This is a genomic window from Bacillus andreraoultii (genome assembly GCF_001244735.1).
GTDB classification, from domain to species: Bacteria; Bacillota; Bacilli; order Bacillales; family Caldibacillaceae; genus Caldifermentibacillus; species Caldifermentibacillus andreraoultii.
Map to the genome: position 1 here is coordinate 1,347,521 of NZ_LN868937.1, position 14,850 is coordinate 1,362,370.

General features: G+C 35.1%; 16 protein-coding genes. 15 read left to right on the top strand and 1 reads right to left on the bottom strand.

What is annotated here, in order from left to right:
* Positions 1-13 precede the first annotated feature (13 nt).
* The 4 genes from prmA to deoC are packed head-to-tail and all read left to right on the top strand — an operon-like array spanning position 14 to position 3,778.
* Positions 14-955 carry a 50S ribosomal protein L11 methyltransferase gene (gene prmA, locus BN2144_RS11565; RefSeq protein ID WP_033828370.1) on the top strand — a complete coding sequence of 314 codons (942 nt, stop codon included), beginning with the start codon at positions 14-16 and terminating at the stop codon, positions 953-955.
* 14 nt (positions 956-969) lie between these two features.
* The gene (locus tag BN2144_RS11570) at positions 970-1,722 is read left to right on the top strand and encodes a 16S rRNA (uracil(1498)-N(3))-methyltransferase (RefSeq protein WP_033828371.1); all 753 of its coding nucleotides are present in this window, start codon (positions 970-972) and stop codon (positions 1,720-1,722) included.
* Between the two features lie 5 nt (positions 1,723-1,727).
* Positions 1,728-3,086 carry a tRNA (N(6)-L-threonylcarbamoyladenosine(37)-C(2))-methylthiotransferase MtaB gene (mtaB, locus tag BN2144_RS11575; protein WP_033828372.1) on the top strand — a complete coding sequence of 453 codons (1,359 nt, stop codon included), beginning with the start codon at positions 1,728-1,730 and terminating at the stop codon, positions 3,084-3,086.
* Positions 3,087-3,124: 38 nt separating this feature from the next.
* Positions 3,125-3,778 (top strand): deoxyribose-phosphate aldolase, encoded by a 654-nt coding sequence (gene deoC / locus BN2144_RS11580; RefSeq protein WP_033828373.1) that lies wholly within the window; start codon positions 3,125-3,127, stop codon positions 3,776-3,778.
* A gap of 158 nt (positions 3,779-3,936) precedes the next feature.
* Here the strand turns inward: deoC and BN2144_RS11585 are convergent, their stop codons facing one another.
* On the bottom strand, positions 3,937-4,857 hold the full coding sequence (locus BN2144_RS11585; RefSeq protein WP_033828374.1) for a Na/Pi symporter: 921 nt from the start codon (positions 4,855-4,857) through the stop codon (positions 3,937-3,939).
* A 161-nt stretch (positions 4,858-5,018) separates the two neighbouring features.
* Between BN2144_RS11585 and rpsU the strand changes: the two genes are divergently transcribed.
* The 11 genes from rpsU to BN2144_RS11640 all read left to right on the top strand — a co-directional run bounded on the left by rpsU (position 5,019) and on the right by BN2144_RS11640 (position 14,749).
* Complete coding sequence (gene rpsU / locus BN2144_RS11590; RefSeq protein WP_033828375.1) at positions 5,019-5,192, top strand: 30S ribosomal protein S21; 174 nt, start codon at positions 5,019-5,021, stop codon at positions 5,190-5,192.
* Positions 5,193-5,204: 12 nt separating this feature from the next.
* Positions 5,205-5,648 carry a GatB/YqeY domain-containing protein gene (locus tag BN2144_RS11595; RefSeq protein ID WP_033828376.1) on the top strand — a complete coding sequence of 148 codons (444 nt, stop codon included), beginning with the start codon at positions 5,205-5,207 and terminating at the stop codon, positions 5,646-5,648.
* Between the two features lie 345 nt (positions 5,649-5,993).
* The gene (locus BN2144_RS11600) at positions 5,994-7,316 is read left to right on the top strand and encodes an NfeD family protein (protein WP_033828377.1); all 1,323 of its coding nucleotides are present in this window, start codon (positions 5,994-5,996) and stop codon (positions 7,314-7,316) included.
* A gap of 38 nt (positions 7,317-7,354) precedes the next feature.
* The gene (floA, locus tag BN2144_RS11605) at positions 7,355-8,350 is read left to right on the top strand and encodes a flotillin-like protein FloA (RefSeq protein WP_033828378.1); all 996 of its coding nucleotides are present in this window, start codon (positions 7,355-7,357) and stop codon (positions 8,348-8,350) included.
* 25 nt (positions 8,351-8,375) lie between these two features.
* On the top strand, positions 8,376-8,882 hold the full coding sequence (locus BN2144_RS11610; RefSeq protein WP_033828379.1) for a hypothetical protein: 507 nt from the start codon (positions 8,376-8,378) through the stop codon (positions 8,880-8,882).
* Positions 8,883-8,973: 91 nt separating this feature from the next.
* Positions 8,974-9,258: a sporulation protein YqfC gene (yqfC, locus tag BN2144_RS11615; RefSeq protein WP_033828380.1), complete on the top strand. Its 285-nt coding sequence runs from the start codon at positions 8,974-8,976 to the stop codon at positions 9,256-9,258.
* A gap of 72 nt (positions 9,259-9,330) precedes the next feature.
* Positions 9,331-10,572: a sporulation protein YqfD gene (yqfD, locus tag BN2144_RS11620; protein ID WP_050632295.1), complete on the top strand. Its 1,242-nt coding sequence runs from the start codon at positions 9,331-9,333 to the stop codon at positions 10,570-10,572.
* Between the two features lie 2 nt (positions 10,573-10,574).
* Positions 10,575-11,555: a PhoH family protein gene (locus BN2144_RS11625; RefSeq protein WP_033828381.1), complete on the top strand. Its 981-nt coding sequence runs from the start codon at positions 10,575-10,577 to the stop codon at positions 11,553-11,555.
* 229 nt (positions 11,556-11,784) lie between these two features.
* Positions 11,785-13,914, top strand: coding sequence for an HD family phosphohydrolase (locus tag BN2144_RS11630; RefSeq protein WP_230199734.1), 2,130 nt, complete (start codon positions 11,785-11,787; stop codon positions 13,912-13,914).
* A 5-nt stretch (positions 13,915-13,919) separates the two neighbouring features.
* Positions 13,920-14,390, top strand: a complete 471-nt coding sequence (gene ybeY / locus BN2144_RS11635; protein WP_033828382.1) for an rRNA maturation RNase YbeY — start codon at positions 13,920-13,922, stop codon at positions 14,388-14,390.
* Between the two features lie 11 nt (positions 14,391-14,401).
* A complete protein-coding gene (locus tag BN2144_RS11640) occupies positions 14,402-14,749 on the top strand; it encodes a diacylglycerol kinase family protein (protein ID WP_033828383.1) in 348 nt (115 codons plus the stop codon).
* Positions 14,750-14,850 lie beyond the last annotated feature (101 nt).

Consider the following 14,850-nt stretch of genomic DNA (forward strand, 5'->3'; position numbering starts at 1 on the left):
GAGATTTTAATAAATGAAATGGTCCGAGATTAGTATCCATACGACAAATGAAGCAGTTGAACCCATCTCTAATATATTGTATGAAGCTGGCGCTAGTGGGATTGTTATAGAGGATTCCTTTGAACTAACGAAAGAACGAGAAGATCGATTTGGGGAAATTTATCAATTAGATCCAAACGATTTTCCTGATGAAGGGGTTATTATCAAGGCGTACTTACCGGTCAACAGTTTCTTAGGTGAAACAGTTGAAGAAATTAAGCAAGCAATTAACAATTTAATTCTCTTTAACATTGATATAGGTATAAATAAAGTAACAATTAGTGAAGTACATGAAGAAGAATGGGCAACAGCTTGGAAAAAATATTACCATCCAGTAAAGATTTCAAGTAAATTTACAATTGTACCAACTTGGGAAGAATATGAACCTGTACAAAGTGACGAATTAATTATTGAACTCGATCCAGGCATGGCTTTCGGAACAGGAACACATCCAACAACAGTCATGAGTATCCAAGCTTTAGAGCGCACAGTAAAAAAGGGGGATTTAGTTATTGATGTTGGAACAGGTTCAGGCGTTTTAAGTATTGCATCAGCATTACTAGAAGCGGGAAAAATTACTGCACTTGATTTAGATGAAGTTGCTGTTCAAAGTGCGAAATTAAATATTAAACTAAACAAAGTGGACCAACATATTACTGTAAAACAAAATAATCTACTTGATGGGATTAATGATCAAGCTGATATTATTGTTGGAAATTTGTTAGCTGAAATTATATTACGGTTTACTGATGATGCTTACCGTTTACTAAACAGTGGTGGCTATTTCATTACATCAGGAATCATAAATCAAAAGCGAAATGAAGTTGAAAATGCTTTATTACAGTCTGGTTTTACAATTCAAGAAACATTATTGATGGAAGACTGGGTAACCTTTATCGCGAAAAAACTTGATTAGAGAGAGTGAACGAAATGCAGCGGTATTTCTTAAAAAATCAACCTGAAGATAAAGGGATCATACGATTGTTCGGGGATGACTATCACCATATTGTAAGAGTAATGCGTGGGACAATTGGGGATCAATTTTCTGTTGTTATGCCTGATGGGAAAACTGCATTATGTGCAATTTCTACTATTTCCCAAGAAAGTGTAGAAGCAACTATCATTGCACTCATTGAAGAAAATCGTGAATTACCAATTAATGTTACGATTGCCAGCGGGTTGCTAAAAGGGGATAAATTCGATATAGTTATTCAGAAGGGAACCGAACTAGGAGCTGCTGCATTTCTTCCATTTTCCTCGAAAAGATCAATTGTAAAATTGGATGAAAAAAAGGGGAATAAACGGACTGAACGTTGGCAAAAAATTGCTAAAGAAGCTGCAGAACAATCAGAGCGTAGTCAAATACCTGATTGTCTTCATCCTGTGACGTTTCATGACCTATTATCAATGAGCTCCACATTTGAAAAAAAGATTGTCGCTTATGAACAACTGGGTAGAAATAATCAGCAAGACGCTTTTGTAAGCATGTTAAACGAGCTTAATAAAGGTGATTCTTTGCTTATCGTCTTTGGCCCTGAAGGCGGATTTTCTGAAGATGAAATTGAAAAGTTAGAAGCTAAAAACTTCACATTGTGTGGTCTAGGACCTAGAATTTTACGTGCTGAAACTGCACCTTTATACGCATTATCAGCAATCTCATTTTATTTTGAATTATTGAGGTGATTTTTTTGTCTACCGTTGCTTTTTATACACTTGGATGTAAAGTGAATCATTATGAAACAGAAGCGATTTGGCAGTTATTTAAACAAAATGGTTATGAACGTGTCGATTTTGAACAAAATTCTGATGTTTATGTTATTAATACATGTACAGTAACGAACACAGGCGATAAAAAAAGTCGTCAGGTGATTCGTCGGGCTGTTCGGCAAAATCCTGATGCTGTCATTTGTGTAACTGGTTGTTATGCTCAAACATCTCCTGCTGAAATTATGGATATACCAGGTGTAGATATCGTGATTGGTACTCAAGACCGAGTTAAGATGTTAGAGTATATTCAACAATATCAAAATGAACGACAACCGATTAATGCTGTACGAAACATTATGAAAAATCGCGTTTATGAAGAAATGAGTGTTCCTTACTTTACTGATCGGCATCGGGCATCTTTGAAAATACAAGAAGGGTGTAACAATTTTTGCACATTTTGTATTATTCCTTGGGCTCGGGGTCTTATGAGATCTCGTGATCCTAAAGAAGTCATCCGTCAAGCGCAAACGTTAGTAGATGCAGGCTATAATGAAATCGTATTAACAGGGATACATACGGGCGGCTACGGCCAAGACATGAAGGATTATAATTTAGCGATGCTTTTAAAAGATTTAGAGGAACAAGTTCGTGGATTAAAACGACTTCGTATTTCTTCAATTGAAGCAAGTCAGCTTACAGATGAAGTTATTCATGTTATTGAAAAATCAAAAGTAATTGTCCGTCATATGCATATACCTCTTCAATCTGGTTCAGATACTGTTCTTAAACGAATGAGAAGAAAGTATACGATGGCTGAGTATGAAGAAAGACTGTTAAAACTGAAAAAGGCTGTTCCTGATCTTGCTGTAACTTCTGATGTCATCGTTGGATTTCCTGGAGAAACGGAAGAAGAATTTATGGAAACGTATAATTTTATAAAGAAACATAAATATGCGGAACTGCACGTGTTTCCTTATTCAAAACGAACAGGCACTCCTGCTGCGAGAATGGAGAATCAAATTGATGAGGAAATTAAAGAAGAGCGTGTTCATCGACTAATTACTTTATCTGACCAATTAGCAAAAGAATATGCTTCACACTTTGAAGGCGAAGTATTAGACGTTATACCAGAAGAACCGTATAAAGAAGATCCAAATAGCGGATTGTATGAAGGTCATTCGGATAATTATTTAAAAGTAGTTTTTCCTGCTACAGAAGATATGTTAGGGAAAATTGTCCGTGTGAAAATTACGAAGGCTGGCTATCCATATTGTGAAGGTCAATTTGTTCGAGTTATTGATGAAGAAGTCGTTCAACAAAGTGAAAAATTGATCATATAGCGTATTACATATTACATCAAAAAAGGAGACAACCTGCCATGGATATCGCAAAATATATTGATCACACTTTATTAAAAGCAGACGCAACAAAGAGTCAAATTGAAACTTTATGTGAAGAAGCAAAGGACTATCGTTTTTGTTCGGTTTGTGTTAATCCTACATGGGTTTCACTTGCTGCTAATCTATTGAAAGAGACTGATGTAAAAGTATGTACAGTTATTGGTTTTCCTTTAGGCGCAACAACGGCTGAATCAAAAGCTTTTGAAACAGTAAATGCCATTCATAATGGAGCTAAGGAAATTGATATGGTTATTAATATTGGTGCACTTCGAGGTGGCGATCTTGAAACGGTTAAAAAGGATATCGAAGCGGTTGTTAACGCTGCAAAGAATCAAGCTATCGTAAAAATAATTATTGAAACATCTCTCTTAACCGATGAAGAAATAGTGACCGCATGTCGTTTATCCGTTGAAGCGGGTGCTGATTTTGTAAAAACTTCAACGGGCTTTTCAACAGGGGGTGCAACTGTTCGTGATATTAAGCTCATGCGTCAAACGGTAGGACCAAATATAGGTGTAAAAGCATCAGGAGGAGTAAGAACAGCATCTGATGCAAAAGCGATGATTGAAGCGGGTGCTACTAGAATTGGAGCAAGTTCCGGGGTAAATATAGTTAAAGATTGGGACAAGTAATATTTGTCATTAGAAGGTCAGAATCCTCGTTAAAATGAATGAGTGGTTCTGACCTTTCTTTAGCTAATTGGTAAGTATATATTTTCCAATTTCTACTTTCTAATCCACTATAGTCTCCCGTTTCGCCTTAAGGATCTAGCGTCCCTGCGTTTCTTTTTTTATCTTTTATGAATACGCTCGATTAAATAAGCAAACTGTTTAGAAAACGGAAGAAAGATTAAAGAAACGATAACGTTAAAAACGACACTTGCATGGGCTAATTGATTTTGTGGAATAGAAGATAATCTTTCCATTATACTAGAAAACTCATGAATGAAAGGTAAAAATAAGGCAACACCTAGTATATTAAGCCAAATATGTGCATAAACCGATAATTTAGCTTCTCTACCACCACCGATACTAGCAATATAAGCATCGAGACATGTACCGATGTTAGAACCTAGCATAATCGAAATGGCAGCTGGTAAAGAGAGAATATTCGCATTTATGAATCCCATTGCAATTCCAGTCATCGCAGTGCTTGATTGAATAATGGCGGTTAGAACACATCCGATAGCAGCAGAAATGATTACATTATTGTTCATATTGTTAAGTAATGGTGTAATGATATCACTAGTTGCTAATGGAGCAGCTAGACGCTCGAAACCGAACAAAGCAAAAAAGATGGCTCCTAACCCATAGAAAAATAAACCGATATTTCTTGACGATTTATTTGGTATGATTAAGCATAAACTTCCACATAATAATAGGGGAACAATCATCTCATTTGTCCCATAAGCTAAAAACTCAATTGTTGCGGTTGTTCCAATATTTGTCCCTAGGATAATTCCGATTGATTGAGGAAAGGATAGAAGATTGGCTGAGATTAACCCAACAGTCAAAATCATAACTGCAGAACTACTTTGTAACAAGATGGTTATAAAAATACCGAATAATAGTCCCTTAAAAGGATTAGAAGTAAACATTAAAAGCCAGTCTCTCATCCTATTTCCGGACAAATTCATAAGGCCTGTCCGCATGATAGACATTCCACCAATAAATAAAAGGATATATAATATAAATTGAATAAAAGAAAGCATGTCCTCACCTCAGGTTCATTTTATTCTTCCTAAGATAAAAACATGTCGTTAAAATTTATATCATAGTAGTTGACCTTACGCGAGTTTTCTATTATAATTTTGTAGGTACATGGTATTTCCATGTTTGATGTAAGGTGTTTTGTTCGGAGGGAGGGAAAGATATGTCAAAAACAGTCGTTCGTAAAAATGAATCCCTTGATGATGCATTGCGTCGTTTCAAACGTCAAGTATCAAAAACGGGTACTCTACAAGAAGTAAGAAAACGCGAATTTTACGAGAAGCCAAGTGTAAGACGTAAGAAAAAGTCTGAAGCTGCAAGAAAACGGAAATGGTAAGAGGGTGTAATGATGAGTCTTCTCGAACGTTTGAATGAAGATATGAAGCACGCGATGAAGAACAAGGAAAAGGATAAACTCTCAGTTATTCGGATGATTAAATCTTCTTTACAAAATGAGAGTATTAAGCTTGGTAAAGAATTATCCGAAGAAGAGGAAATCACTGTTCTATCTCGTGAGGTAAAACAACGAAAAGATTCCCTCCAAGAATTTGAAAAAGCGGGTCGGTCTGACTTAGCTGAAAAAATTAAAACAGAACTCACTTATGTCAAAAAGTATTTACCTGAACAATTAAGCGAAGATGAATTAAAAGAGATTATTAAAGAGGCCATAAAAGAAGTGGGTGCTTCTTCAAAGGCCGATTTGGGTAAAGTAATGTCGGTAGTTATGCCGAAAATAAAAGGAAAAGCAGACGGTTCACTCGTTAATAAAATTGTATTAACTGAGTTAGCCTAAATTATATTCGTTTAAAAGAGGCTGTCATGATGTGTTGGCTTAAACACATGGACAGTCTCTTTTTTATACAATCACTGTTTATTTCAATATGAACATTGATCGTAAGTGAAATAGTCATGCAATTTGATGGTATGATTACATGGATATATAGACTATTTACGTTGAGTCAAGGTAGTGAGTAAATGGTAGTGGGGCAACGAAAGAAAGATTTTGTCCACATAACCTCTTCGTTCGCTTGGATAAAATTACCATTACTTTATTAGATCCAATTTGCATTATTTTTGAAACCAACTCGCTTCTAACACGTATAACATAATACAGACTTTTTAGGGGAGGAGGTTCGCTATGAAAAAACGCTATGTAAATATTTTCTTCTTCATACTTCTTCTTCCATTAATATTCTTTTTCATACCTTTTCAAGAGGCTAGTGCAAAAAATAGTCCCATTACGTATGCAAAAGTTGACAGTGAAGTTACGAAAGGGTTAACAGAATTTATTGGAAGAGCTATTTCTATTGCTGAAGATAATGGTTCAGAATCAATCATTTTTGAGCTACATACTCCAGGCGGTGCCGTCGATGCAGCCTCTGATATTGCAAAACTATTAAGAAATACAGACGTAAAAACAATTGCTTTTATTAATAACGAAGCATTGTCTGCGGGGGCATATATCGCACTAAATATGGATGAAATTTATATGGTTCCGAATGCAACAATGGGTGCAGCTGCCGTAATTACACAAGATGGAAATGCTGCCGATAAAAAAGCACAAAGTTATTGGCTAGCTGCCATGAAATCAGCCGCAGAACAAAGTGGTCGAGATCCCATTTATGCAATGGCAATGGCAGATGACTCCATTAATCTTCCAAAGTATGATGCTCCAAAAGGGAAACTACTAACCCTTACAGCATCGCAAAGTTTAGAAGTCGGGTATGCAGAAGGTGTTGTTAAAAGTAAAGATGAATTATTAAATACATTAGGATACAGTAAGGCGCAAATTGAACAGGTTGATAAATCTTGGTCAGAACGTATTGCTGAGTTTGTAACAAATCCATTTATCATTCCAATATTATTATCAATTGGTAGCTTAGGCTTAATCCTTGAACTATACTCTCCAGGATTTGGCTTACCAGGGATTGCAGGTCTTTCATCTTTATTACTATTTTTTTACGGACATTATATTGCTGGTTTAGCAGGATATGAATCGCTTATTTTATTCATATTAGGTATAATATTAATTGTCGTGGAATTATTTGTACCTGGAGGAATTCTCGGTTTTCTTGGTTTAGGTAGTATCCTCATGTCAATTATATTTGCTGGGGAAAATGTTGTATTTATGACGATTAGTTTATTTATTGCTATAGTAGTAGCAATTACAGCGATGGTGATTTTAGTGAAATTTTTTGGAAAGAAAAACAGATTATTTGGCAAGATTGTTCTACGTGACTCCACAAGTTCAGAACAAGGCTATGTTTCAAACTCTTCACGAACAGATCTACTGAATAAAGAGGGAATAACATTAACACCTCTTCGTCCTTCAGGAACAATTATTATCGAAAATGAGCGGGTCGATGCAGTGACAGAGGGTGGTTTTATCGACACGAATGTAAAAGTGATTGTTGTGAAAGTAGAAGGTGTTCGAGTAGTTGTTCGGGAGTTAAAGGATTAACCGTATGAAATAATAAGATTTATAAGGAGATGAAGTAAATGGGACCCATTAATTTATTTGGACTGATTTTGATTGCAGTCATTATCTTATTTGTTGTATTACTATTATCATTTATTCCAGTTGCACTCTGGATATCCGCTTTAGCTGCTGGGGTTAAAGTTAGTATTCTCACACTAATTGGTATGCGTCTACGGAGAGTTATTCCGGGTCGTATTGTTAACCCGTTAATTAAAGCACATAAAGCAGGCTTACCTGTTGGAATTAACCAATTGGAAAGTCATTATCTCGCAGGTGGTAATGTAGACCGTGTTGTTAATGCCCTTATTGCTGCTCAACGGGCAAATATTGATTTAACATTTGAACGATGTGCAGCTATTGATTTAGCAGGCCGTGATGTACTAGAAGCCGTTCAAATGAGTGTTAATCCAAAAGTGATTGAAACACCATTTATATCAGGGGTAGCTTTAAACGGAATTGAAGTAAAGGCGAAAGCACGGATAACTGTCCGCGCAAATATTGACCGTCTTGTTGGTGGTGCTGGTGAAGAAACCGTTATTGCCCGTGTTGGGGAAGGAATTGTTTCAACAATCGGTTCTTCTGTAGATCATAAAGCTGTTTTAGAACATCCTGATTTAATCTCACAAACGGTTTTGAAAAAAGGTCTAGATGCAGGTACAGCCTTTGAAATTTTATCCATTGATATTGCAGATGTCGATGTTGGTAAAAACATTGGTGCAATCTTACAAACCGACCAAGCTGAAGCTGATAAGAAAATTGCCCAAGCAAAAGCAGAAGAACGACGTGCCTTGGCTGTTGCTGCTGAACAAGAAATGGTTGCACGCGTACAAGAGATGAGAGCGAAAGTTGTGGAAGCAGAATCAGAAGTACCACTTGCCTTAGCAGAAGCTCTGAAAACAGGTAACCTTGGTGTTATGGACTATATGAATTATAGAAATATTATGGCTGATACGGATATGAGACAATCTATTAGTAAAGCGACAAACAATGACACAAAAGAACAAGACCATAAGTAAGGAAAAATAAAGGGGGGACTCCCTCGTGATTGATTACTTGTTAAATAATATTCCGTTATTAATCGTTATACTTGGAGGTATTTTTTCACTTCTTGGTAGACAAGAAGATAAGAAAAAAACGGTTAACAAACCAGTGCAATCAGCGCGACCAAAAGAGGATGAAGAAATAGAATATCAGACTTCTCGGACAGAACAACAACCAAAAAGTGAAAATCCGTTTGAAATATTAAAGCGTGAATTTGAAAAACAGTTGAAAACAGAAGTAGAGAAGCATAAACCAGAATTTAATAAGAATCAGCAAGTTATTAAACCAGAAGTAATTGAAAAAGCAAACATTGAAGAGAAACAAGAGCCATTACCATCGAGACAACAACAGTTAACTATGGAAATGGAAAAGTTAGAACAAGAATTAGAAAAGAAAAAAGCAGTTTCAACTGTGGTTTTACCTAAATTAACTAGTGAAAAAGTTGTTGAAGGTATTATTTGGTCTGAAGTACTAGGCCCACCAAGAGCAAAAAAACCATATCGGTGAAAAATTCAGGATAATACTTAAAACGAAAAAATGAAAAAAAGTGCTAATACCCCCTTTTCGTTCATAAATATGAATGAAAGGGGGTTCTTTTATGGCCAAAAACTGGAGGCAGAAACTTCAAAGATGGATCACAAATCAACTGGATCTCCCAGAAGATGTCATGATGGATTTTCCCCGGATTACGATGGTCGGGCAAATCCATATTTATATTGAAAATCATAAAGGGTTACTCTCCTTTTCAGATAAAGAAATTCGTATCATGTTAAGTCAAGGCCAATTACTTATTAAAGGAAAAGAATTTGTTATTAAAACAATTTTACCTGAAGAGTTACTGCTTGAAGGGAAAATCGAGCAAGTACTATTTCTACCAGAATAATAGGGATCGACTAGATTACGAATGATTTTTGAGTGGGGGAGCATATTCCCCGCTTTACGAGTATAGTTCATGATGAAATGCAAGTGGGGTGGAGAAATGAAAAATCTTTGGTTAGGAAAAGTAGCTGGCCATATTACGGTGAAAATTGAGGGGAAAGGCTTAGAACGATTGATTAATAAACTTATTCGAGAAAAAGTAAGAATTTGGAATGTGAAACGGCATAATGAGGAATTAATCACATTTCAAATGTTTATAAAAGACGTCACTTATTTACGAGAAGCCGTCCATTACCATAGAGTAAAAGTACGGTTTATAAAGAAGGCTGGCTTGCCATTTTACATAAAAAGAATGAAGAAAAATACGGGATTCTTTATAGGAGCTGTAATAGCAATGGCTATGATCCTTATATTATCGAATATGATTTGGGATATTCAAATTAAAGGAGCTAGTCCTGAAGTTGAATATAAAATTAATAATCAATTAAAACAACTCGGTGTGAAAAAAGGGAATTTGCAATTTCTTATTGACGATCCTCTAACGTTACAAAGAAAACTTTCACGTATGAATGAAGACATTACTTGGATTGGTGTGGAGTTAAAAGGGACAACCTATCATTTTCAAGTCGTCGAAAAAGAACAACCTGAAGAGCAAGAAAAACAAGGTCCACAACATATAATCGCTAAAAAGGAAGCCGTTATTGTTGATTATTTTGTTGAAAAGGGACAACCAGTTATTTCTGTTCATGATTTTGTGAAACCTGGTCAGCTTTTAGTATCAGGTATTATTGGCAAAGAAGATGAACCAGAATATGTTTCAGCGAAGGGAGAAATTTTAGGGAAAACTTGGTATGATACAAAAGTTGAAGTTCAATTACAAAATGAATTTGAACTGTTAACAGGGAAAGAAATGAAGAAAACAGGTATAAAAATTGGTGATTATTCAATCCCTATATGGGGACTGAAAAAGGAGCAATATAAGAAGGAACAAATAGAAAGTGACGAAACGTATTTGAAGTTTTTCAAATGGTCTTTACCTATTGCCTTTGTAAAAACGACCATTCGTGAAGTAGAAACACATGAAAAAACATATACTGAGAAGGAAGCAGAGAAGTTAGCCTTATCTATTGCAAAAAAAGATTTAGTGAAGTCCATTCCGAAAGATGCGCAGATAGTAGGAGAAAAAGTTTTGCATCAAAAGGTAGAGAATGGTAAATTGAAATTATTAATAAGTTATGATGTAGTTGAAAATATTGCAAAAGCAGTACCGATTCATCCAAAGGAAAAAAAGAAAGAAAAAACCAATATACCAAATTAGGGGTGTTGTCATTTTTGAAAACGGTAGAGTATCAATTAGGTCAAATAGAAAATCCAATTGTTTTATTTGGAACAGCTGATAGCCATTTAAAAATGATTGAAAGTGAATTGAATGTATCGATTACAACAAGAGGAGAAGTTATTCGGATTACTGGAGAAGAAAAAAGTATTCAATCAGCAGAAAATGTGATTCACTCGCTTCACCAGATTGTTGGTAAAGGAATGACGATTAGTCCAAGGGATGTGTCCTTAGCATTGCAAATGGAAAAGCAAGGGACAATCGAATATTTAAATGAATTGTATAAAGAAGAAATTACAAAAAATGCAAAAGGGAAATCAATTCGGGTAAAAACATTAGGACAGCGCGAATATGTCCAAGCAATTAAAAATCATGACCTCGTGTTTGGAATTGGTCCAGCAGGTACGGGTAAAACATATTTAGCTGTTGTTCTTGCTGTGCATGCCTTGAAAAATAATATCGTTAAACGGATTATTTTAACACGGCCGGCAGTAGAGGCAGGAGAAAGCTTAGGGTTTTTACCAGGAGATTTAAAAGAGAAAGTTGATCCATATCTTAGACCGTTATATGACGCGCTTCATGATGTTTTAGGTCAAGAACATACCCAACGTCTGATCGAACGTGGTTCTATTGAGATTGCCCCACTTGCCTATATGCGTGGAAGAACACTTGATGATGCTTTTGTCATTCTTGATGAGGCGCAAAACACAACAGCTGCACAAATGAAAATGTTTTTAACGCGGCTAGGGTTTGGATCGAAAATGGTCATTACAGGTGATTTAACTCAAGTTGATTTACCCCATGGTGTTAAATCTGGATTATCAGTTGTAGAAAAAATTTTAAAGAGTATTCCTAATATTGCTTTCGTCTATTTAGAAGAAAGTGATGTTGTAAGGCATCCATTAGTTGCGAAAATTATTCATGCTTATGACCAGTTAAATAATAATAGTGAAAACAGAGGCTGATTCAATTGCCTGGCACAAAAGCTCATTTCATGCTCATTGTGCCAGGATTCTGAATAGCCTCTTTTATATTTATCAGTGGTATAATAAAATAAAGCTACAAAAGTTTAATGGAAAAAGAGGAAAAAATTTCTCTGTATTGGTATAATTTAACAATAAAATTTTGTACAATAATAACTAACGTATGCTTTATGGGGGCTTGACGGCTGTGATGAAACGTGGGAGTTTTTTAATGACGATGTTAAAAAAAATAAATAATCGAATTGCATATTGGCTCATATTTATTGTTATTGGCTTTGTATTATTCTTTGCTATGTATAGTAATGTTAAGCCTGTAAAACTAAATATTGAGAAATTCTCGATTGCAGAGAAAACTATTCGCTCACCAATTACGATTGAGGATGAAGAACAAACAGAGAAAAAACGCACAGAAATGTTGGCACAAGTTAAGCCTCAATATATTTTAAAGCAAGAATATGCACAAAATCGGGTTGACTTAATTAGTTCAATCTTCAATTCAGCAATTGATTTGCAAAATGAAGTAGTGAAAAATGAATTAGAGAAAGAAATAAATGGGGAACAAAGTAGTGAGACGAATCATCTTGTAACAGAAAGTGATAAGATAGCATGGATAAAGGAAAAACTAACGAAAGTAGTCATTAATGATTTATCTGAATCAACAATAAAAGCACTTGTAAACAATTCAAAAACAGATTTATCAATTGCAAAAGATGCTGCAGTTACGGCCGTAAATAAGGTAATGACTGGGAGAATTTCAGCGAGTGATGTTGAAAATGCAAAGAAGAAAGTAGAAGATGAAATTCGTTATATTTCCCTACCACAAGATTTAAAAGCTGCCACCATTGAATTAGGTAGGTATGCAATTATTCAAAATGAGTATTACGACCCTGAAGCAACGGAAGAGTTACGGCAACAAGCAGTTGAAAATGTGGAGCCTGTGCGAATATTACAAGGACAAATAATTGTTGAAGAAGGTCAATTAATTGACCAGGAAATATATCGACAATTAGAACTTTTAGGTTTGTTAGATCAAGATGTGCCTCTTATGCCGTTAATCGGGCTAATCTTATTTGTAGTTGTCCTTATGTTTCTCGTATTTTCATACTTTAACAGTAAAAATGATAAGAAGAAGCAAAAGGAATTTCTCATTTTTAGTGTCGTTTTAATTATTTCATTAATATTTATGAAAGGGATAAGCTTAATCCCGATTGATCACTTAGATTTGGCCTTTATATTTCCAGCAGCGATGTGTTCCATGTTGTTGAAAATTTTACTAAATGATCGGTTAGGTTTTATCGGAACGGTCATATTAGCTGCAAGTGGTGCGTTAATATTTAATACCCAGACGAGCGGGACATTTAATTTAATTATTAGTTTATATATTTTATTTAGTGGATTAAGTGGTCTTTTGTTTTTGACAAATCAAAATCATCGTTCAAAGATTTTTCAAGCTGGATTATTCGTCTCTCTTATCAATGCTATTTTAGTAATTGCCTTTCTATTCATACCTAATTCAAGATTTTCGATAACTCAATACATTATTTATGGTTTGCTTGGAATCGGTTCAGGAGTTGGGTCAGCTATATTTACGATTGGGTTGTTGCCATTTTTTGAAGCGGGATTTGGAATTTTGTCAATGATGAAGTTGGTTGAATTATCTAACCCGAATCATCCACTATTGAAAAAAATCTTAACAGAGGCACCGGGTACGTATCACCATAGTGTAATGGTTGCTAATCTAAGTGATAGTGCTTGTGAGGCAATTGGGGCAAATGGTCTTTTAGCAAGAGTTGCTAGTTATTATCATGACATTGGTAAAATGAGAAGACCGAACTTTTTTATAGAAAATCAGATGAATATGGATAATCCTCATGATCGGTTATCACCGGAGACAAGTCGTGATATTATTATTGCACATGCGACTGATGGAGCAAATATTTTACAATCATACAAAATGCCAAAAGAGATTGTTGATGTTGCCTTACAGCATCATGGAACAAGTTTCTTAAAATTCTTTTACTATAAAGCAAAAGAATTGGGACAAGATGTAACTGAAGATGATTTTCGCTACCCAGGACCAAAGCCGCAAACGAAGGAGATTGCTGTCATAAGTATTGCAGATAGTGTGGAAGCGGCTGTTCGTTCTATGTCCAAACCAAATATGGAAAAAATAGAAAGCTTAGTGAAAAATATTATTAAAGATAAATTGAATGACGGACAATTTAGTGACTGTGACTTAACATTTAAGGAACTAACGATTATAGAAAGAACATTGTGCGAAACATTACATGGTATTTTCCATAATCGAATTGAATATCCAGAATTGAAAGATGAAAGGTGAAGCATATGCCGTTAGAAATTGACTACATTGACGAAACACAAGAACTTGATAAAGAAACGCTAGAAGTTATATTACAGTTATTACATGTAGCTGCGAAAGAGGAAAGTGTAGATGAAAATAGTGAATTATCCTTAAGTTTTGTTGACAATAATAGAATCCATGAGATTAATCGTGAGTATCGTGGTATCGATCGACCGACAGATGTCATTTCGTTTGCTCTTGAAGAACAGACTGAAGAGGAAATGGACATCGTTGGCAATGATCTTCCACGTGTATTAGGTGACATTATTATTTCAATCCCAAAAGCGAAAGAACAGGCTGAAGAATATGGCCACTCATTTATACGGGAATTAGGTTTTTTAGCAGTACATGGATTTCTTCATTTACTAGGGTATGACCACGGTACAAAAGAGGAAGAACGGGAAATGTTTCATAAGCAGGAAGAGATTTTAAAAGAATTTGGTTTAACAAGATAGGATTTGATTTCATGAAAAGATTCTTTTTATCCTTCCGATTTGCATTTGAAGGGTTTATATGTGCGTTTTATCGGGAAAGGAATTTGAAATTACATCTATGTGCAGCATTACTTGTCACAATAATTGGATTTATTGCTCGTCTTTCTCTTTTGGAATGGATGATTCTTACTTTAACAATTGGTGGCGTAATTGTTACGGAACTCCTGAATACCGCGATTGAAAGGACAGTTGATTTAGTAAGTGAAGAGCATCATCCGTTGGCTAAACAAGCGAAAGATATTGCTGCTAGTGCATGTTTACTATCGGCGTTAGTAAGTATTATTATAGGTATTTTATTATTCGTTCCAAAAGTTTTATAAGTTTTGGGCTGTAATTTGAAAATACAAAAAAATCAATTAATTCATGCGATTAACCATTAACAAATTTAAATTTTTATAGTAAAATTTTATGTAAGTCGAGA